The sequence below is a fragment of the Pannonibacter sp. SL95 genome, assembly GCF_026672425.1.
Lineage (GTDB): Bacteria > Pseudomonadota > Alphaproteobacteria > Rhizobiales > Stappiaceae > Pannonibacter.
This window is the reverse complement of record NZ_JAPPRC010000006.1, coordinates 1,443,753-1,463,367: the sequence shown is the minus strand read 5'-3', so window position 1 is coordinate 1,463,367 and position 19,615 is coordinate 1,443,753. Positions and strand designations below refer to the sequence as shown.

Below are 19,615 nucleotides of genomic sequence, written 5' to 3'. Positions count from 1 at the left end.
CGACAGCAAACGGCAGTTCGCCTTTCATCCCGCCTTTAGTTCTTTGACAAACGCGGAAATCTGGCCCTTCAAGACCTCGGCTCTGGACGTCAGCCTACTGGATGCCGTCAACAGTCCATTGGCGGAATTTCCAGTCATTTCAGCAGATTGACGGACTGACTGGATCGTTGACGTCACTGAGGCTGCGCGCCCCGCAGCGCTATGCGTGTTCCTGGCGATCTCCTGGGTTGCCGCACCCTGCTCCTCAATTGCCCCCGCCGTGGCAACTGCAAGTTCTTTCACTGCGTTCGTGGTTCGAACAATTTCCTGGATAGACCCCACGGTCTTTTCAGTGGCCTGCTGAATTTCACTGACTTTCAAAGTAATTTCGTCAGTCGCTTTCGCCGTTTGGTTTGCCAGCTGCTTCACTTCAGCGGCGACAACTGCGAAGCCTTTCCCCGCCTCACCAGCCCGAGCAGCCTCGATCGTCGCATTAAGGGCCAGCAGGTTCGTCTGATCCGCAATTCCTTTGATCAGGTTAACGACATCACCGATTGCCGTTGCCGCAACCGCCAGATCCTGGATGCGAGCGGACGAAACAGCCGCCTCATTATGTGCCGTGTCTGCGGCGTTCGAAGACTGAGCTACTTGATGGTGAATTTCGCTCACGGATGCTGCGAGTTCTTCAGCAGACGCCGCAACGGTCTCTACGTTCATCGCCGCGTCGGACGCTGCGCTTCCAACAGCTTCCGACTTTTCCAGCATCTGGGATGCGGTGGCACTGAGCGACTTTGCGGCCGCCTCGACGGTTTGCGACGCGTCTGTAACTTCGGCTGCAATTCCACCAATCGACTCAACAACGCGATCAGCGAGTGCGAAGAGATCGGCTTTCCGCTTTGCGATCTCGTTCTGCTCGGCTGCGTGAGATTCCGCTCGCAGACGTTCAATCTCAACCGCGCCATCCTTGAATTTGCCAAAGGATACCACCAGATCTCCAATCTCATCATTGCCGTGATATTTTGGAACTTCGGCGTTGAGGTCACCCGACGCCAGTTTGTTCATGGCGGACGTCAGTGGACGCAGAGGGAGCAGGCCACGAATGTTCCAGATAGCAAACGCAGCCCCGATCAAAGCAGCCAGCGACGTGACGCCGATCATCATCCAAGTGAAATTGGAAACCGCCGCCTTTACCTCAACGCTGATTACGGCGTTTGCCTCTTCTTGATGGTCGATGAACTCATTGATAACTGCGAGCCACTCGACATACTCAGCTCGCACCTCTTCGAGCAGCAGCTTTTTGGCCAGTTCAGCATCTCCGCTCAACTTGGCGTCAATAACGGCCTGGGTGGCCGGAATTGCTAATGCTTCCACAGCTTTGATCTTCTGAAGAATCTTGTAGTCCTCAGACGAAATGTCGGCTCCAGTGAACATCAGATCGAGCGGCGCAGCTGAGGCCGAATAGTCCGCCGCAAGTTTTCGGATCAAGTTCAATTCCAGCTCCAACTCTTGCGCAGTTGGCACAAGCACAACATCACGCAAAGCAATCGCCCTATCGTGCACACTGCCTCGGAAATTGATCGCGTATCTTTGCTTTACGCTATTAACTTCTGCAATCTGCCTAAGATTTGATCGCACCGAAGCAACCTCTGCTATACTTGCTATTGCAACAACACCGATCATGAGGATGATCACTGAAAAGCCGAGTATCAGCCTGTTTTGAATTGCTATGCGCATGGCATTCTCCCCTAGAGGAACACACCACCACATCAACACGCATTCGATTAACATTGCGTTTCCGCAAGCGCCATTAGAGCAAAAATCCTACGCCGGACAATCGCCCTCCCGCGTTAGCCTTAAACAAATATCTGAAGCGAGATAAACATTGTAGTTTTCTGCAATGTTTTCATTAATTTCCTCATCGTTAAATTCCAGCAAAGCAAGCACAACACTTCTTTGAAGGATCCGCCGGCGCGATATTGCTCTTGCGTACAGCACAGACTTTGAGCACAAAATTCTCAGAAGAGTCATCTCCTCAATAGAACCACAGTACTCTAGAATCAGATCAACTCCATACCCACCCCTCGTGATAATCTTGTTAATCGATTTATGCATTCCTACATTTATTCCGCATAGTTTTTCTACTATCAACACCTCATAATCCTCATCAATTGAATCAATGTAGCTCAACAAGGCCATATCATACAGATCCATTTCCTCCAAATTAATTGAATATTGATTCATCGCCGCAATACTGACGATATTCAATGCCGTCATTTGTTTTGCATTTTTTTTGCAATACTCGCGGTATGATCTCTTTGATTGAATGTAGTCCATCACTCTCTCCCACTTCAATTTAGCTGCCGTTACGGTATGCCCGTCCTCTGATAATTTCCATTCAGAACCTCCGCAAGTATTGATAACTTTTTCTTATTGATTTTAGCGGCGTATTTCGTGTCTTTATTGAGTAATAACAGAGAGTTGGCCGCCCTGCCCTACTGGCTGGTGCTGCTGGCGGTGATTGCCGCGATGACGCTGGTGCCCGCCCTCGCGACGGGCTTGCCGTCACTGGTGCGGCTGTAAGGCGCCATTGATCGGAGGGGCAGTCACACAAGGACTTGCATCCCCTCCGCGCGGTCCCGGCCATGTGCCGGGACCTAGTTCGCAGGCGCGGCTTTTTCGGTCGCATCGCGTCCCTGACGGGTCCCGGCACGAGGCCGGGACGGCGGGGGATTTGGCGTGGGATGTGTTTGCGCGGGCGGCGGGGCAAAGCCCCTGAGCGTGGCAGCAAAACACTGGCGTCACACTGGCCGAGCAACGCGAGAGCCGGCACCAAAACACCGGCGTCACCCCGGCCAAGCGCAGCGCTGAGCCGGGGCCCACTCGCTTGCAGAGCGTTTGAATGACGCGAGGCCTGGCAACATTCGATCAGAGTTTGCCGAACTGCTCGCCGGATGAAATGACCGCTCGGCGAACGAGTGGGCCCCGGCTCTCGCGTTGCTCGGCCGGGGTGACACGGAGCAAGGAGCGGCCGCATCTGCCCGATCGCATCGCGTCCCTGACGGGTCCCGGCACAAGGCCGGGACGGCGCAGGAGTGATCGGCGCATCAGCTAGAAAAACAAAAAGGGGCAGGCCATTGGCCTGCCCCTTGGTGGTTCGGCGGTCAGCCGGCTCAGCCGTTGACGACCATCTTGTCGGTGCGGCCTTCGCGTTCCTTCTTCAGGTTCTCGGCGACGAGGAAGGCCAGTTCGATGGCCTGGTCGGCGTTGAGGCGCGGGTCGCAGTGGGTGTGGTAGCGGTCGCCGAGCTGCTCGGCGGTGAGCGCATGGGCGCCGCCGGTGCATTCGGTGACATTGCGGCCGGTCATCTCGACATGGATGCCGCCGGCATGGGTGCCTTCGGCGCGGTGCACGGCGAAGAAGGCTTCCACTTCCTTCAGGATCCGGTCGAACGGACGGGTCTTGTAACCACCAGCGGTGATGGTGTTACCATGCATCGGGTCGCAGGACCAGACGACGGTGCGGCCTTCGCGCTCGACGGCGCGAATGAGCTGCGGCAGATGCTCGAACACCTTGTCGGCGCCAAAGCGGCAGATCAGCGTCAGACGGCCGGCCTCATTGTCCGGGTTCAGCGTGTCGATCAGCTTCAGCAGACCGTCAGCGGTGAGCGAGGGGCCGCACTTCAGGCCGATCGGGTTCTTGATGCCGCGGAAGAATTCCACATGGGCATGGTCCGGCTGACGGGTGCGGTCACCGATCCACAGCATGTGGCCTGAGGTGGCGTACCAGTCACCCGACGTGGAATCGACACGGGTGAAGGCCTGCTCGTAGCCGAGCAGCAGCGCCTCGTGGCTGGTGAAGAAATCGGTCGAGCGCAGCTGCGGCACGCTGTCCGGCGAAACGCCGCAGGCGCGCATGAAGGACAGGGATTCGGAAATCCGGTCCGCCAGTTCCTGATAGCGGTGCGACTGCGGGCTGTCCTTGACGAAGCCCAGCATCCAGCGATGCACCTGGTCGAGGTTGGCAAAGCCACCTTGAGCGAAGGCACGCAGCAGGTTCAGCGTCGCGGCCGACTGGCGGTAGGCCATCGACAGACGGTTCGGATCCGGGATGCGGCTTTCCGGCGTGAAGGCGATATCGTTGATGATGTCACCGCGGTAGCTCGGCAGCTCGACATCGCCCTGCTTCTCGATGTTGGACGAGCGGGGCTTGGCGAACTGGCCGGCAATGCGGCCGACCTTCACCACCGGCTGGGCGGCGGCATAGGTCAGGACAACCGACATCTGCAGGAAGACGCGGAAGAAGTCACGAATGTGATCCGGGTGATGTTCTGCAAAGCTCTCGGCGCAATCTCCACCCTGAAGGAGGAAAGCACGGCCCGCCGCAACATCCGCAAGCTGGCGCTTCAGTGCGCGCGCCTCGCCTGCAAAAACAAGCGGCGGATAGGTCGACAGGCGCTTCTCGACATCAGCGAGCGCCTGAGCATCGGGATAATCCGGCACCTGCTGGATCGGTTTTGATCTCCAGCTGTCCGGGGTCCACTTCTCCGCCATAACACATTCTCCAACTACCGTCCGGGCTTGTGCCTATTCCGTCTTTCGTCCGGCCCAGATACCTTCCCTTGATAACATTGTTTCGTTCTCCCCACGGGAAGTGGAGAAAACCTGCGGCTTATACACCGGCCTGCGTTACAAGACCACAGGTAAGGCCGCAGCCCGACCGCAAGGCCGGGGCGACGAGTTAACCGCCAGCGCGCGGCGCGCGCAAGCCACGAGTTGCCGAATGTCGTCGCCTTTTCCTGCAGATCCTGCCCAGAAGCTCGAACATGATCACAGCCGGGAGGGCATTGCCCGGCGGCTTGGCCGTGGCCCGCGCATCAGCTATCTGCGCGACTGGGTCTATGGTGGCATCGATGGCGCGGTGACAACCTTCGCCGTTGTGGCTGGCGCTGTCGGTGCCGCGCTGCCGTCCTCCGTGATCCTGATCCTCGGGCTTGCCAATCTTCTCGCCGACGGTTTCTCGATGGCCGCCGCCAATTATGCCGGCACCCGGGCGGAGGTGGAGGATTATGACCGGCTCCGCCGCGTCGAGGAACGGCACATTGACCTTGCTCCGGACGGCGAACGGGAAGAGATCCGGCAGATCTTTGCCGCCAAGGGATTTGATGGCGCGGAGCTTGAACAGCTGGTCCGCCTTATCACCTCCCGCCGCGAGGTCTGGATCGAGACCATGATGAGCGGCGAATATGGCATCGGCGACGTGCCCCGCAGCGCAGGCGCGGCCGCGTTGTCCACTTTTGCCGCCTTCGTGCTGTGCGGCAGCATTCCGCTCCTGCCCTATCTTGCAGGCCTTGCCGGACTGGTTGTGGAACCGGCCGCGCTGATCGGGACGGCTCTCACCGCCCTGACCTTCTTCGTCATCGGCTCGATCAAGTCGCTCTGGTCGACGCGCGGCTGGCTCACCAGCGGGCTGGAGACGACCGCCATCGGCATGTCGGCCGCGGGCATCGCCTGGGCGGTCGGGGCGCTCCTGCACCAGGTCTTCGGCATCTCCGGCTAGGGCGCCCCGTCCGTCTCAGGTCTTGCAGATGGTGTTGCCACCGTCAGACACCATCGCGGTGCCTGTCACGAAGGATGCATCGTCGGAGAGGAGGAACGCGGCGGCGGCGGCGATCTCTTGCGGTTCGGCAATGCGCTTCAGGGCATGCAGACCGGCGATCCATTCCAGCGCGCCTGCATCGCTCGGCGCCATTTCCGTCATGGTTCCGCCCGGCAGCAGCGCATTGACCCGCAAGCCCGCCGGTCCGTGCTCTGCCGCCAGAACCTGCGTCAGGCCGATGAGGCCGGACTTTGCCGCCGCATAGGCCGCCATGCCCGGAAGTCCGATGCCGTGACCGACAAAGGTCGACGTGAAGACAATCGATCCCTTTCCGCCGTCCAGCATCGCCGGGATCTGGTGGCGGGCGAGATGGAAGGCGCTGGTCAGGTTGACCTCCAGCACCCGGTTCCAGTTCTCCGTGGTCATCTGCGGCAGAGGAACCATGTCACCGACGATGCCGGCGTTGTTGAAAGCCCCGTCGAGGCGGCCAAACCGGCTCACCGCCGCCTCCACCAGTGCCCGGGCATGGGCGTCATCGACCACGTCGCCGGCGACCGTCACCACTTCGCCGCCGGCCTCGGCGAGTTCTCCCGCCAGCGCGTCCAGACGCTCCTTGCGGCGGGCGCCGATCACGAGCCTTGCCCCGCGGGCAGAAAACAGCCGCGCCGCCGCAGCGCCAATGCCGCTGCTTGCGCCGGTGATGATGATGACCTTGTCTTTGAGTTGCATTGCGCAGTCTCCAGTTGAAGTGACTGGCGCAACCTAGTGACAGCCTTGCCCGGCCTCGACCCGAAACGCGAGCGGGAAGGCTTTGTTTTTCTGTTGTTTTTTGTGACTTTGATCGGGTTTCGGGTGGTCAGGTGGCTGTTGCCTCGCCGGGTACGGGGACAGCAGCCACACACTCCTGCGTCACCCCGGCTCGCGCTGCGCTTGGCCGGGGTGACGCAGGGTGACGTGATGCGGACGACTGGGGGCTTGTCAGCGGCTTGGTCCCTTCCGCTGGCACGCCCCCCCCCTAGCCCCGCCCCGCCTCTCAGCCCTTCAGCCGCTCGGCATGCCAGGCGACATGGTCGCGGGCGAAGGTGGCGACGAAGTTGTAGGAATGGTCGTAGCCGGCCTGGAGCCGGAGGGTCCCGGCCGTGCGGGTGGTGGCGAGCGCCGTGGCCAGCGCCTCCGGCTTCAGGAGGTCGAGGAACTGGTCCGACAGGCCCTGGTCGACGAGCAGATCCCCTTTCCAGCCTTTCGTTGCAAGCAGGAGCGAGGCGTCATGCGCGCGCCAGAGCGTCTCGTCCGGCCCCAGATAGGCGGCCAGCTGCTTGCGGCCCCAATCGGAGGCGGCCGGATGGGCGATCGGGGCGAAGGCCGACAGGGAGGCATAAAGCTCCGGGTGGCGCATCGCCAGGGTCAGCGCGCCGTGACCGCCCATCGAGTGACCGGTGATGCCATGCCGGTCCGTGACCGGGAACCGCGCCTGAACCAGCTGGCGCAGCTCGCGCACCACATAGTCTTCCATGCGGAAATGCGGTGCCCAGGGCGCCTCGGTGGCATCGACATAGAAGCCGGCGCCCTGGCCGAGGTCATAGGCGGCATCATTGGCCACCCCCTCGCCGCGCGGGCTGGTGTCCGGGAACACCAGCGCCAGACCGAACTCCGCCGCATGGGCCTGCAGCCCCGCCTTGGTCATGGCGTTCTCATGCGTGCAGGTGAGGCCCGAGAGATACCAGAGGCACGGCACCGGCCCGCGGCTTGCCTGCGGCGGCAGATAGACCGCGAAGGTCATCGGCACGCCGCAGGCCTCGCTGTCGTGGCTGTAGACGCCCTGGACGCCGCCGAACATGCGGCTTTCGGAAAGGGTCTGCATCGGCCGGGACCTCAGTAGACCACGACCGAGCGGATCGATTTGCCCGAATGCATCAGCTCGAAGCCCTTGTTTATGTCCTCCAGCGGCATGACATGGGTGATCATCGGGTCGATCTCGATCTTGCCGTCGAGATACCAGTCGACGATCTTCGGCACGTCGGTTCGCCCGCGCGCGCCGCCGAAGGCGGTGCCCATCCAGGTGCGGCCGGTGACGAGCTGGAACGGACGGGTGGAAATTTCCTGGCCGGCGCCGGCAACGCCGATCACCACCGACTTGCCCCAGCCGCGATGCGAGGCCTCCAGCGCCTGGCGCATCACCTTGGTGTTGCCGGTGCAGTCGAAGGTGTAGTCCGCGCCGCCGATCTGGTCCGCGCCGCGCTTGGTCAGGTTGACGAGATAGGGCACCAGATCCTCACCCACTTCCAGCGGGTTGACGAAATGGGTCATGCCGAAGCGCTCGCCCCAGGCCTTCTTGTCGTTGTTGAGGTCAACGCCGATGATCATGTCGGCGCCGGCCAGACGCAGGCCCTGGATCACGTTGAGGCCGATGCCGCCGAGGCCGAAGACGATGGCGGTCGCGCCCATTTCCACCTTGGCCGTGTTGATCACCGCGCCGATGCCCGTGGTGACGCCGCAGCCGATGTAGCAGATCTTGTCGAAGGCAGCTGCCGGGTTGACCTTGGCCAGCGCGATCTCCGGCAGGACCGTGTAGTTGGCGAAGGTCGAGCAGCCCATGTAGTGGTGCACCTTCTCGCCGTTGATGGAGAAGCGCGAGGTGCCGTCCGGCATCACACCCTGGCCCTGGGTCGAGCGGATCGCCGTGCACAGGTTGGTCTTGCGCGACAGGCAGGACGGGCATTCGCGGCATTCGGGCGTGTAGAGCGGGATGACGTGATCGCCCGGCTTCAGGCTGGTGACGCCCTTGCCGACTTCCACGACAACGCCCGCGCCCTCATGGCCGAGGATCGCCGGGAAGATGCCTTCCGGATCGGCGCCGGACAGGGTGAAGTCGTCCGTGTGGCAGATGCCGGTGGCCTTGATCTCGACCAGCACCTCGAAGGCACGCGGGCCCTCCAGCTGCACGGTGGTGACTTCCAGCGGCTTGCCTGCGGCAACGGCAACGGCGGCGCGAACGTCCATGGGGTCGATCCTCTTTCAATGGAATAGGTGGGGAAGTTTGGGGGCACCATAGCCGAACCATGCCCGGCAGGGCCAGCCCGTGCTGTCGGCCAAGCGCCCAACCTGCCGCGAAATGCGACAGGCTGGGGATGATTTCAAAGGCTTGCCGGTGTCAGGCCGGTATCAGGCAGGTGTCAGGCCGGTATCAGTCAGGTATCAGGCCGGCGCTGCCACCAGCCGGTCCTGCCGGCGCAGATGCAGCGCCAGCATGACCAGCACGATCGGGGCGAGAAACAGGTTTGCCGCCGGAATCGCCAGCCAGATGCCGTCGGTGCCGAGGAAGCGGGGCAGGATGGCGAGGAAGGGCAGCTGCACCAGCATGTTGGCGGCTGCGATCATCAAGGCCCGGCGCGCGTCGCCGATGGCCTGGAAGTAGGTGGCGACGATGATGATGAGGCCTTCCAGCATCATCGTGAAGAGATGCAGGCGGATGCCATGCTCCGCCGCGGCCGACAGCACCGGGTCCCCGGTGGTGAACAGGGCGACGAACACCTCCGGCACGATCAGCAGCGCCGCCACGAGCGCACAGCCGAGGCCGAAGATCGACATCATGGCGAGGCGCAAGGTTCCAAGCACGGCGCGGCGCTCGCCTGCCCCATGGAAATAACTCACCAGCGGCTGCATGCCGCCGCAGATGCCCTCGCCCAGCAGGTAGTAGAAGGCCATGTAATAGTCGGTGATGGCGAAGGCGGCGACCTGCACTTCCGAGCCGAAGCGCATGAACAGGTAATTGTGCAGCATGATCACGAAGCTCATGTAGAGATACATGATCATGCTGGTGAAGCCGGTGACGAGGATCTGGGCGATCCGCCCCAGCCGGATGCGGAAGTCCTTGAGACGCGGCCTGAGGGCCGTCGGACGGCCGAACAGGAACCACAGGCAGGCGATGTCCGACACCGCTTCACCGGCGACCGTTGCCGCAGCCGCCCCCGACAGGCCCCACCCGAACTCGACGATGAAGACATAGTCAAGCACCAGATTGACCAGCACCCCGGCGAACATGGCCAGCGTGGCGCGCACTGGCGCGCCGGTGTTGCGCACCAGCAGAGGCAGGACGGCGGCGCCCATGACCGAGATGCCACCAAGGCCGCGCACGAACAGGTAATCCATGCCATGGCGGACCACCTCGTCCGGGGCACCCTGGAACGACAGGAAAGCCTCGCGGCACAGGATCAGGAATGTTCCGCCAACGAGGCCGAGGACCACGACCAGCAGCAGCGACAGGCCGAGATAGCGCCGGGCCAGGGGCAGACGGCCGGCGCCATTGGCCATGGAGAGCTGCGCCCCGCCGCCAATGCCGATCATGGTGCCAACCGCCAGAACGACGCCAACGAGTGGCCAGGCCATGTAGATGCCGGAGAGCCCGGGCGTGCCCATCACATGACCGATGAAGATGCCATCGATCATCATGTTCAGCGCCTGAACCACCAGCGCCGCCACGGCCGGCAGCGTGTAGATCAGGAAGGTCCGGGGAATGCGCGTGCTGTCCATGGTGGTTTCCATGCATCAAATCGGGTCTGGGTCCGGCACAGGGGCTCTGGCCCCTGAAGGGAACGAGGTGCCCACGTCCAAACGGGCACCTTCGAGGTCATGATCGGGTCAGGACGTGGAAGCGCAAGCCGAGCACCAGCGCGGCGGGGCCAAGCGCACAGACGAAGCCGAGCCAGACGCCCGACGGGCCCATGCCGGCATGGGTCGCCAGCAGCCAGCCAACCGGCAGGGCGACCGGCCAGTAGGCGACGATAGAGACAATCGACGGCAGGCCCGTGTCAGACAGGCCGCGCAGCGCGCCAACCAGCGTCGATTGCAGCCCGTCCATGACCTGGCTGAGCGCGAAGATGAAGAAGATCGACGCGGCAACCGCCACCACCTCCGGATCCTGGGTGATCAGGCGGGCAATGGCTTCGCCCTGGAAAGCCAGAAGCGTTGCCGACAGCCCCAGCCAGGCCGTCGCCATGACGATCGCGGCCAGTGTAATCGCCCGCACCTGATTGGTGCGCCCGGCACCGGCGGCCTGCGACACGCGGATCGCGACCGCGCCGGCAACCCCGAGCGGCACCATGTAGAGGAGCGTTCCCACCGACAGTGCAACCTGGTTGGCGGCGAGCGCGACGGTTCCGAACAGGCCGATCAGCATGGTCGCCACCGCCATGGCTCCGGTCTCGGCGATGTACATCAGGCCGAGCGGCGCACCCTCGCGGGCAACGGAGCGCAGGTCCTCCGGCTCGCGCTGGCCGCGCACGCGCAGCCGCGCCGTCGAGGCCGCGCGGCGCCAGTAGAGAAAGGCAACCGCCAACGACACCGTTTCGGCCAGCAGCGAGGCGATGCCGGCGCCCGTCAGCCCAAGTCCCTCGAACCCGCCGATCCCGTGGATCAGCACGTAGTTCAGCGGCACGTTGAGGACGCAGGCCAGCACCCCGAACAGGGTACCCGTCCACGGCCGGTCAATTGCCTCGAAGGCAGACTTGAAGACGGTCAGGATAGCAAAGGGGACCAGAAAGGCGGCGATCAGAAGCCAGTAAGGACCGGCAATCGCCAGCACTTCGGCCGGCTGGTCGAGCAGCGGCATCAATGGCCATGCCAGCGCCATGAGCAGCGCGGCAGCCAGTCCGGTGCCGAGGCCCAGCCACAGGCCTGTGCGCCAGACGCCGGCAATCCGCCTGGCCTGTCCCGCGCCATAAGCCGTGCCGATGCGCACGGAAAGAACGGACAGGAATCCGTAGATTGCGGCAAAGAACACCGTCGCCACAGCCCCGGCAAGGCCTGCGGCGGCGAGCGGCACAGGGCCGAGCGGGGCCAGCATGATGGCATCGGTAACAGTAATCAGCGCGCCGGTGCTGAGCCCGACGACGATCGGAACGGCCAGGCGGGTGATGCTGACAAACTCATCAAGGAACGGCAGTCGCATGCAAGGAACTCCGGTCGCAGTTGAGCCTCGATCGGCGCAAGTGCCTCAATAGTCGGTCGTCAGATTGCCCCGCGCCTTGGCGAGAAGGCGGGAGAGTTCGGCCAGCTCTTGCGGCTCGAGCATGGCAGCAAGGCGTGACGCAGTGTCGGCGTAGATCGTCTGTTCCTCCGCCTCCAGCGCCTGACATTTCGGCGTGGGCGCAAGAAGAACCGAGCGGGCATCCTCGCCGCTCGCACTGCGGCTGATATAGCCGCGCGCTTCCAGCTTGCGCACCATGGCGCTGGCCGAGGCGGGCGTGACCTGCATGCGGGCGGCAAGCTCGCCCAGACGGATCGGCCGTCCGGCACCCAGCAGCGCATAGAGATAATCCAGCTCGTTCGGCGTGAGGTCCATCGAGCCGCTGCGGCGCGATTCTTCGCGCCAGCGGAACCACATGTGCCACTGCAGGCAGCGCAGGCTTTCCTCGAGATCCATGATATGGCCTTTTGTTAGTTTGTCTAACTAACATGATTGAGGCGGCGCTTTCAAGCCATGTGTGTCTTGGGACTCCGGCCCTCCCCTCTCCTTCGTCATGCCATGACTTGATCATGGCATCCGTTCCGTTGCGGTGCGGGCCATGCGGCGCCGGCGGCGTCAGCCACGCAGGCGTTCCCTGAGTGGAGAGGGCACGGCATGGATGCCATGGTCGAGCCATGGCATGACGAAAGCGGAAAGGGTGGTCGCGAGGATGGGCCGCCGGCCCTCCCTTCTCCTTCGTCATGCCATGACTTGATCATGGCATCCATGCCGTTGCGGTGCGGGCCGTGCGGCGCCGGGGGCGTCAGCCACGTAGGCGCTCCCTGAGTGGAGAGGGCACGGCATGGATGCCATGGACGAGCCATGGCATGACGAAAACGGTTAGGATTGGTCGTGGGGATGGGCCGTTGCGGCGGCGCGGCGCGTGTTGCGGGCAGAAGGCTCTCCCCTCTCGTCCGTCAAACCCTCTCCTTCGTCATGCCATGACTTGATCATGGCATCCATGCCGTTGCGGTGCGGGCCATGCGGCGCTGGGGGCGTCAACAACGCAGGCGCTCCCTGAGTGGAGAGGGCACGGCATGGATGCCATGGACGAGCCATGGCATGACGAAAGCGTTGAAGTGACTGCATGGAACCAGCGGCTGGTGTCAGCGACACTTTCTTCTTCTGCGACGCAGCATGTCGGATTCAGACCATCGGCTGACCGATCAGGAAGCCCCCTTGACGGCAGGGTTGGCGATGATGGCACCCTGCCCTGTCAGCGGCCGCACCCGGTGCCGGAGAGCTGGCAGGATCCATTCACGGCATCAGACCAGGGGCAAAAGCGGCGGCCATGACGCGCTATTCCTTCCTCGAAGTGGCGAAAAACGCCTTCAGCGCCCACAAGAACTGGGGCCGGCAGTGGCGTTCGCCCGAGCCGAAGCCGGCCTATGATGTGATCATCATCGGCGCAGGCGGACATGGCCTCGCCACCGCCTATTATCTGGCCAAGGTGCATGGCATCACCAATGTCGCCGTGCTCGACAAGGGCTGGCTTGGCGGCGGCAACACGGGCCGCAACACCACGATCGTGCGCTCCAACTATCTCTGGGAGGAGAGCGCCAGGCTCTACCAGCACGCGCTCGATCTCTGGGACGGGCTGTCGCAGGAGCTGAACTACAACGTCATGTATTCGCAGCGCGGCGTGATGATGCTGGCGCATACGGTGCATGACATCCAGGTGTTCAAGCGCCACATTCACGCCAACCGGCTGGCCGGCGTCACCAACGAGTGGCTGAGCGCCGAGGAAGCCAAGGAATTCTGCCCGCCGCTCAACATCGACAAGAACATCCGCTATCCGGTGATGGGCGCGGCGCTGCAGCGCGTCGGCGGCACGGCGCGGCATGACGCGGTCGCCTGGGGCTACGCGCGCGGCGCAAGCGCCATGGGCGTCGACATCATTCAAAACTGTGCCGTCACCGGTATCCGCCGGGCCCCGACGGGCGAGGTGACGGGCGTCGAGACGACACGCGGTTTCATCGGCGCCAAGAAGATCGGCTGTGTCGCGGCCGGCAACACCTCCGTTGTCATGGCGATGGCCGGGCTGAAGCTGCCGCTGGAATCCAATCCGCTGCAGGCGCTGGTGTCGGAGCCGGTGAAGCCGGCCTTCCCTTGCGTGGTCATGTCGAACACGATCCACGCCTATATCTCCCAGTCCGACAAGGGCGAGCTGGTTATCGGCGCGGGCACGGACCAGTTCGTGTCCTATTCCCAGGCGGGTGGTCTGCACATCACCACGCACACGCTCGATGCCATCTGCGAGCTGTTCCCGATGTTCCGCCGCATGCGCATGCTGCGCAACTGGGGCGGCATCGTTGACAACACCCCCGACCGTTCGCCGATCATCGGCCTGACGCCGGTGCCGGGCCTTTATCTCAACTGCGGCTGGGGCACGGGCGGCTTCAAGGCCACGCCGGGCTCGGGCCATGTCTTTGCCCACACCATTGCGACCGGAGCGCCGCATCCGGTCAATGCCCCCTTCTCGCTCGACCGGTTCCGCACCGGACGGCTGATCGACGAGGCGGCCGCGGCCGCCGTGGCTCACTGAGGCTTCGCCATGCTGCTGATTTCCTGTCCCTATTGCGGCGTCGAACGGCCCGAGACCGAGTTCCGCTACGGCGGCGAGGCGCATATCGCCCGCCCCGCCGATCCCTCGCAGCTCAATGACGAGGAATGGGCCCAGTTCCTCTACATGCGCACCAACACGCGCGGCCTTTATGCCGAACGCTGGCGTCATGCCCATGGCTGTGGCCGCTTCTTCAACGCCGTGCGCGACACGGTCAGCGACAAGTTTGTCTGCACCTACAAGGCCGGCGAACCCAAGCCCGACCTCGACGCCCTTGCCCGCGCCTCCCAGGAAAAGGACGCCCGCTGATGAGCGCCCATAGCCAGAAATCAACCCAGAGCGCCCGCCTGGCCCATGGCGGCCGCATCGACCGGTCGCGGACGCTTCAGTTCAGCTTCGACGGCAAGGTGATGCAGGCGCATCCGGGCGACACGCTCGCCTCCGCGCTGATTGCCAATGGCGTGCATCTCGTTGGCCGCTCGTTCAAATATCACCGCCCGCGCGGCATCCTGACGGCCGGATCGGAAGAGCCGAACGCGCTTGTCGGCGTCTACCGGCACGGCGACCAGACCCCGAACCTGCGCGCGACGCAGGTCGAGGTCTACGAAGGCCTGATGGCGATCAGCCAGAACCGCTATCCCTCGCTCGACTTCGATGTCGGGGCGATCAATGACGTGCTGTCGCCGCTGTTCCCGGCCGGCTTCTACTACAAGACCTTCATGTGGCCGAAGGCCTTCTGGGACAAGGTCTATGAGCCGGTGATCCGCGCTGCTGCCGGTCTCGGCAAGCCGCCGAAGCTGGCCGATCCGGATCACTACGCCAACCTCTATGCCCATTGCGACGTGCTGGTGATCGGCTCCGGTCCGGCGGGTCTGGCGGCTGCGCTCTCGGCCAGCGAGACGGGCGCGCGGGTGATCCTGTGCGACGAGCAGGCAGAAATGGGCGGCTCGCTGCTCAGCGAAACCGGCTCCACCATCGAGGGCCTGCCGGCCGCCGAGTGGGTCGCCGCCACGTTGGCGACACTCGCTGCGCGGGACAACGTGACGCTGCTGCCGCGCACGACTGCGTTTGGGTATTTCGTGCAGAACTTCATCGCGCTGGCCGAGCGCGTCACCGACCATCTGGCACAGCCGGGTGCAAACCTGCCGCGCGAGCGCATGTGGCAGGTGCGGGCGAAGGAAGTGGTCATTGCCGCCGGGGCGCATGAGCGGCCGATGGTGTTCCCGGAGAACGACCGGCCGGGCATCCTGCTGGCCAGCGCCGGCCGCACCTATCTCAACCGCTATGGCGCAACCGTCGGCCGCCGGGTGCTCGTGACGACCGCCTGCGACAGCGCCTGGGCCGCCGCCTTCGATCTGGCAGATGCCGGGGTCGAGGTGGTGGCGATTGCCGACATGCGCGCCACCCCGCCGGAGCATCTGCGCGAGGCGGCCGCACGCCGGGGCATCCGGGTCGAGGCGGCCTGCGTCGTCACCGGCACCAGCGGGCGGCTCAGGGTGTCGAAGGCGATGCTCGGCCGGCTGCGCAATGACGGCAGCGTGGTCTCTGCGGGTGATGTGACCTGCGACGCCATCCTGATGTCGTCCGGCTGGACGCCTTCAGTCAGCCTCTATTCGCAGTCGCGCGGCAAGGTCGTGTGGAATGCCGAACACGAGGCGTTCCTGCCCGGCGCCAGCGTGCAGCGGGAACGCTCTGCCGGCAGCTGCCGGGGTGTCAATGGACTGGCGGCGGTGCTCGAGGACGGCTATGCCGCCGCGGCGAACAGGCAGCGGAGGCCGCAACCGGTGCCGCGCGCAAGGGCGGACGCCTGACGGCCACGGGCGGCGAAGCCTCCACGGGCGGGTATCTCGGCGCGCTGCCGCATGACCGCAACGCCGGCCGGGTGAAGGCCTTCGTCGACTACCAGAACGACGTGACCGCCAAGGACGTGCAGCTGGCGGTGCGCGAAGGCATGATGTCGATCGAGCACATCAAGCGCTACACGACCACCGGCATGGCGACCGACCAGGGCCGCCTCTCCAACATGAACGCGCTGGCGATTGCTTCGGGCGCGCTGGGCGCGCCGCTGCCGCAGGTGGGTCTCACCACCTTCCGCCTGCCCTATTCGCCGACGACCTTCGGCACCTTTGCCGGCTCCTCGCGCGGCGATGCCTTTGACCCGGTGCGGCGCACGCCCTCGCATGACTGGGTGGTGGCAAAGGGCGGTGTCTTCGAGGATGTCGGCCAGTGGAAGCGCACCTGGTACTTCCCGGAAGGCTCCGAGGACATGCATGCGGCCGTGGCGCGCGAATGCCGCGTCACGCGGCAGGCGGTCGGCCAGTTTGACGCCTCGACACTCGGCAAGATCGAGGTGGTGGGCAAGGACGCGGCCGAATTCCTGGAGCGCTTCTATACGAACCCGTGGAAGGGCCTGAAGCCCGGCCGCTGCCGCTATGCGGTGCTGCTCAACGAGGCCGGCTACATTATTGATGACGGCGTCGTCGGGCGGCTCACCGACGACCGGTTCCACGTCACCACCACCACGGGCGGAGCGGCGCGGGTCTTTGCCATGATGGAGGATTTCCTCCAGACCGAATGGCCGGATCTCGACGTCTGGATCACCTCGACCACCGAGCAATATGCCGTGATTGCGGTGCAGGGCCCGAAGGCGCGCGAGGTGATTGCCCCCTTCGTCGAGGGCATCGACCTCTCCAACGAGGCCTTCCCGCACATGAGCGTCGCCTCGGGCCGCTTCGCCGGCCTGCCCTGCCGCCTGTTCCGGGTGAGCTTCACGGGCGAACTCGGCTTTGAAGTGAACGTGCCGGCCCGCCATGGCGCAAAGGTGTGGGAGCTGATCAACGCGGAAGTGGTGAAGCAGGGCGGCTGTGTCTACGGCACCGAGACCATGCACGTGCTGCGCGCCGAGAAGGGCTACATCATCATCGGCCAGGAGACCGACGGCACGGTGACGCCCGATGACGCCGGGCTCGACTGGGCCATCGGCAAGAAGAAGTTCGATTTCGTCGGCAAGCGCTCGCTGTCGCGTCCGGACCTCGTCGCCAATGGCCGCAAGCAGGTCGTCGGCCTCCTGCCGGTCGACCCGAAGCAGATGCTGGAAGAAGGGGCGCAGATCACCGCCGAGGCCAACCCGGCCAAGGGCACCCCGGCGCTGGGCCATGTCACCTCGGCCTACTGGAGCGAGGCGCTCGGGCGGACCATTGCACTTGCCATCGTCAAGGACGGCCGCGCCCGCCACGGCGAAGTGCTGAATGTGCCGATGCCGGCCGGCGCGATCTCAGTGAAGGTCGTCGACCCCGTGATGTATGACCCGGAAGGAACCCGTCTCAATGGCTGAGATCTACACCCCCGTTGCGGGCCTGGCGCCGGTGCTGCGCCAGGATGCGGTCAGCATCCAGAAGACCGCCCCCATCGCCCGCCTGTCGTTCCGTGGCCGCGCTGAGGCGCAGGCCGCTGTCGCCGGCGCGCTGGGCTTTGCCCTGCCGCAGGCACCGCTGTCGGCGTCCGCTGGCGCAGGCAAGGCCGCCCTTTGGCTCGGGCCGGATGAGTGGCTGCTGCTGGCACCCGAGGCCGAGCTGGTGGCCTTCGAGGCCGCCGTCAACGCCGCTGTTGCCGGGCTGGCGGCTTCCGTCACCGACATCTCGCACCGGCAGGACGCGGTGCTGGTGAGCGGTCCGCGCGCGACCTGGCTGCTGAACGCCGGCGTGCCGATCGATCTGGCGCTGCCCGCCTTCCCCGTCGGCATGGTCACGCGCACGCTCTGCCACAAGGCCGAGGTGATCCTGTGGCGCAAGGCAGAGGACCAGTTCGTGCTGGAGTGCTGGCGTACCTTCCAGCCCTATGTGCTGGAGCATCTTCTGGACGCAGCCCGGGAACTGTCGGCCGCCTGACGCTTCCGGACAAACGGCAGCCTGAAACAAGCCCTGCTGGCCGGTGTCAGAACACGCTGGCCAGGAGGGTTTTGATTCCGGCTGCCAGCAGGGCTGCGGCAGGCACCGTGACCATCCAGGCGGCCAGGATCGTCATGACGTGGGAGCGGCGAACGAGCAGACGCCGCTTCTGTTCCTCACGGCTGCGGATCGGGCGCAGCCGCAATCCGGTCTTGCCCGACGGCGCATCGGCGCGATAGCCAAGGCGCTGGGTCTCCCACTCGCGGAAGAAACCGACCCCGAACACCGCTCCGACCGCCACATGGGTCGTGCTGACAGGCAGACCGAGAGCAGAGGCGAAGATGACGGTGGAAGCGGTTGCCAGCGCGATGCAGTAGGCGCGCATCGGGTTGAGCTTGGTGATCTGCTGGCCGACGAGCTTGATCAGCCGAGGCCCGAACAACGTCAGTCCGAGTGAAATGCCCGCAGCCCCGATGGCCATCACCCAGAACGGGATGCGCACCGTTTCACTGATGACGCCGGACCCCATGGCATGCGCGATGGCTGCGACGGGCCCGACCGCGTTGGCAACATCATTGGCGCCATGGGCAAAGGACAACAGCGCAGCCGAGCCGATCAGCGGCCAGGCAAACAGCTGGCGCACCGACTGATTGCGATTGTCGAGCCCGACCGACTGGCGCCAGATGATCGGGCGGACGATGGCGTGAACAATGATTCCGACAATGAAACCGGCCAGCAACGCGTGGCCCAGTTCCAGATTGACCACTCGCGACAGGCCCTTGAAGGTCAGATAGGTGGCAAAGGCGCCGGCCATCAGACCGATCAGGCGCGGCACCCACCGGCGCGCTGCCTCGATCTTGTCGAACTGATAGACGACGCGGCTGCGAATGAAGGCAAGGATCGCAGCGGCAAGGGTCGCACTGAGCAGCGGCGAGACGAGCCAGCCGCCCATGATCGAGCCGATCACCGACCAGTCGACCGGACCGAAGCCGATCCCGGCAATGGCTGCTCCCAGAACGCCGCCGACAATCGACTGGGTCGTCGAAACAGGGGCGCGCAGCCAGTTGGCGAAATGGATCCATATGCCGGCCGCCAGAAGCGCTGACAGCATCACCAGGGCGTAGTCCTGCGGCGTCTCAGCGTCGAGCGGCGTCACGATGCCGGAGGAGATCGTCTCGATCACGTCTCCACCAGCGATCAGCGCCCCCGCACTCTCGAACACCACAGCCATCGCCAATGCCGCAGGCAGGGACAAGGCGCGCGCGCCGACCGCCGGACCGACATTGTTGGCAACGTCATTGGCGCCGATGTTCAGCGCCATGTAGCCGCCAACGGCAGCGGCAATGACGACCAGAACCCCACCTGGCAGATTGAACACCATGGACAGAGCGAAAAGCGCTGTCAAAACAAGGAATAGGAAGGCAAGTCCCGGCGCCACGAGCCTGCGGTTCGTGCTTTCGGCTGCGTCCTCGATATAGGCGAGCTTGTCGAGATCCTTGTCGAGAATGGACTTCTGGTCTGTCTTCACGTGGTGATGCCGGTGGCCCTCCCAAGGCGATGCATGCGATGCCGCGGACGGGCAACCCC

The 19,615-nt window shown here is 64.2% G+C and carries 14 protein-coding genes and 1 pseudogene; 5 read left to right on the top strand and 10 right to left on the bottom strand.

The genetic code is table 11. The annotated features are described in order from the left end of the window. Positions 1-24: 24 nt before the first annotated feature. The 3 genes from OVA12_RS23580 to OVA12_RS23570 all read right to left on the bottom strand — a co-directional run bounded on the left by OVA12_RS23580 (position 25) and on the right by OVA12_RS23570 (position 4,529). Positions 25-1,713, bottom strand: a complete 1,689-nt coding sequence (locus OVA12_RS23580; RefSeq protein ID WP_268141337.1) for a methyl-accepting chemotaxis protein — start codon at positions 1,711-1,713, stop codon at positions 25-27. A gap of 87 nt (positions 1,714-1,800) precedes the next feature. Continuing rightward, positions 1,801-2,313, bottom strand: a complete 513-nt coding sequence (locus OVA12_RS23575) for a hypothetical protein (protein WP_268141336.1) — start codon at positions 2,311-2,313, stop codon at positions 1,801-1,803. An 836-nt stretch (positions 2,314-3,149) separates the two neighbouring features. Further along, on the bottom strand, positions 3,150-4,529 hold the full coding sequence (locus tag OVA12_RS23570) for a class II 3-deoxy-7-phosphoheptulonate synthase (RefSeq protein ID WP_268141333.1): 1,380 nt from the start codon (positions 4,527-4,529) through the stop codon (positions 3,150-3,152). A gap of 229 nt (positions 4,530-4,758) precedes the next feature. Here OVA12_RS23570 and OVA12_RS23565 point away from each other — a divergent pair, with 229 nt between their 5' ends. Then, positions 4,759-5,535, top strand: coding sequence for a VIT1/CCC1 transporter family protein (locus OVA12_RS23565; RefSeq protein ID WP_268141331.1), 777 nt, complete (start codon positions 4,759-4,761; stop codon positions 5,533-5,535). Between the two features lie 15 nt (positions 5,536-5,550). Here the strand turns inward: OVA12_RS23565 and OVA12_RS23560 are convergent, their stop codons facing one another. From OVA12_RS23560 to OVA12_RS23535, 6 genes are all read right to left on the bottom strand, one after another. Then, positions 5,551-6,303, bottom strand: a complete 753-nt coding sequence (locus OVA12_RS23560; RefSeq protein ID WP_268141328.1) for an SDR family oxidoreductase — start codon at positions 6,301-6,303, stop codon at positions 5,551-5,553. A 304-nt stretch (positions 6,304-6,607) separates the two neighbouring features. After that, positions 6,608-7,435 carry an S-formylglutathione hydrolase gene (gene fghA, locus OVA12_RS23555; protein ID WP_268141326.1) on the bottom strand — a complete coding sequence of 276 codons (828 nt, stop codon included), beginning with the start codon at positions 7,433-7,435 and terminating at the stop codon, positions 6,608-6,610. 11 nt (positions 7,436-7,446) lie between these two features. Continuing rightward, positions 7,447-8,574 (bottom strand): S-(hydroxymethyl)glutathione dehydrogenase/class III alcohol dehydrogenase, encoded by a 1,128-nt coding sequence (locus OVA12_RS23550; RefSeq protein WP_268141324.1) that lies wholly within the window; start codon positions 8,572-8,574, stop codon positions 7,447-7,449. A gap of 195 nt (positions 8,575-8,769) precedes the next feature. After that, positions 8,770-10,104, bottom strand: coding sequence for an MATE family efflux transporter (locus OVA12_RS23545; RefSeq protein ID WP_268141322.1), 1,335 nt, complete (start codon positions 10,102-10,104; stop codon positions 8,770-8,772). A 97-nt stretch (positions 10,105-10,201) separates the two neighbouring features. Next, positions 10,202-11,521, bottom strand: coding sequence for an MATE family efflux transporter (locus tag OVA12_RS23540; RefSeq protein ID WP_268141320.1), 1,320 nt, complete (start codon positions 11,519-11,521; stop codon positions 10,202-10,204). Between the two features lie 45 nt (positions 11,522-11,566). Next, positions 11,567-11,995 (bottom strand): MarR family winged helix-turn-helix transcriptional regulator, encoded by a 429-nt coding sequence (locus OVA12_RS23535; protein WP_268141318.1) that lies wholly within the window; start codon positions 11,993-11,995, stop codon positions 11,567-11,569. An 874-nt stretch (positions 11,996-12,869) separates the two neighbouring features. Here OVA12_RS23535 and OVA12_RS23530 point away from each other — a divergent pair. The 4 genes and pseudogenes from OVA12_RS23530 to OVA12_RS23515 all read left to right on the top strand — a co-directional run bounded on the left by OVA12_RS23530 (position 12,870) and on the right by OVA12_RS23515 (position 18,028). Then, on the top strand, positions 12,870-14,123 hold the full coding sequence (locus OVA12_RS23530; RefSeq protein ID WP_106752288.1) for a sarcosine oxidase subunit beta family protein: 1,254 nt from the start codon (positions 12,870-12,872) through the stop codon (positions 14,121-14,123). Positions 14,124-14,132: 9 nt separating this feature from the next. After that, complete coding sequence (locus tag OVA12_RS23525; RefSeq protein ID WP_106752287.1) at positions 14,133-14,450, top strand: sarcosine oxidase subunit delta; 318 nt, start codon at positions 14,133-14,135, stop codon at positions 14,448-14,450. Then, positions 14,450-17,475, top strand: a pseudogene (locus OVA12_RS23520) (sarcosine oxidase subunit alpha family protein). The gene OVA12_RS23525 and the pseudogene OVA12_RS23520 overlap by 1 nt, the downstream one beginning before the upstream one ends. Then, a complete protein-coding gene (locus OVA12_RS23515) occupies positions 17,468-18,028 on the top strand; it encodes a sarcosine oxidase subunit gamma (protein WP_268141315.1) in 561 nt (186 codons plus the stop codon). Before OVA12_RS23520 ends, OVA12_RS23515 begins: the two are co-directional and overlap by 8 nt. Before the next feature lie 46 nt (positions 18,029-18,074). On the opposite strand, the gene OVA12_RS23510 is transcribed toward OVA12_RS23515, so the two are convergent. Then, a complete protein-coding gene (locus OVA12_RS23510) occupies positions 18,075-19,556 on the bottom strand; it encodes an inorganic phosphate transporter (RefSeq protein WP_268141313.1) in 1,482 nt (493 codons plus the stop codon). Between the last annotated feature and the right edge of the window lie 59 nt (positions 19,557-19,615).

Bases quoted from the DNA above. Each gene is read 5' to 3' on its own strand.
- OVA12_RS23540 (WP_268141320.1), bottom strand. From the start codon at position 11,521: ATGCGACTGCCGTTCCTTGATGAGTTTGTCAGCATCACCCGCCTGGCC.
- OVA12_RS23525 (WP_106752287.1), top strand. From the start codon at position 14,133: ATGCTGCTGATTTCCTGTCCCTATTGCGGCGTCGAACGGCCCGAGACC.
- OVA12_RS23545 (WP_268141322.1), bottom strand. From the start codon at position 10,104: ATGGACAGCACGCGCATTCCCCGGACCTTCCTGATCTACACGCTGCCG.
- OVA12_RS23575 (WP_268141336.1), bottom strand. From the start codon at position 2,313: ATGGACTACATTCAATCAAAGAGATCATACCGCGAGTATTGCAAAAAA.
- OVA12_RS23565 (WP_268141331.1), top strand. From the start codon at position 4,759: ATGTCGTCGCCTTTTCCTGCAGATCCTGCCCAGAAGCTCGAACATGAT.
- OVA12_RS23560 (WP_268141328.1), bottom strand. From the start codon at position 6,303: ATGCAACTCAAAGACAAGGTCATCATCATCACCGGCGCAAGCAGCGGC.
- fghA (WP_268141326.1), bottom strand. From the start codon at position 7,435: ATGCAGACCCTTTCCGAAAGCCGCATGTTCGGCGGCGTCCAGGGCGTC.
- OVA12_RS23570 (WP_268141333.1), bottom strand. From the start codon at position 4,529: ATGGCGGAGAAGTGGACCCCGGACAGCTGGAGATCAAAACCGATCCAG.
- OVA12_RS23550 (WP_268141324.1), bottom strand. From the start codon at position 8,574: ATGGACGTTCGCGCCGCCGTTGCCGTTGCCGCAGGCAAGCCGCTGGAA.
- OVA12_RS23530 (WP_106752288.1), top strand. From the start codon at position 12,870: ATGACGCGCTATTCCTTCCTCGAAGTGGCGAAAAACGCCTTCAGCGCC.
- OVA12_RS23580 (WP_268141337.1), bottom strand. From the start codon at position 1,713: ATGCGCATAGCAATTCAAAACAGGCTGATACTCGGCTTTTCAGTGATC.
- OVA12_RS23535 (WP_268141318.1), bottom strand. From the start codon at position 11,995: ATGGATCTCGAGGAAAGCCTGCGCTGCCTGCAGTGGCACATGTGGTTC.
- OVA12_RS23515 (WP_268141315.1), top strand. From the start codon at position 17,468: ATGGCTGAGATCTACACCCCCGTTGCGGGCCTGGCGCCGGTGCTGCGC.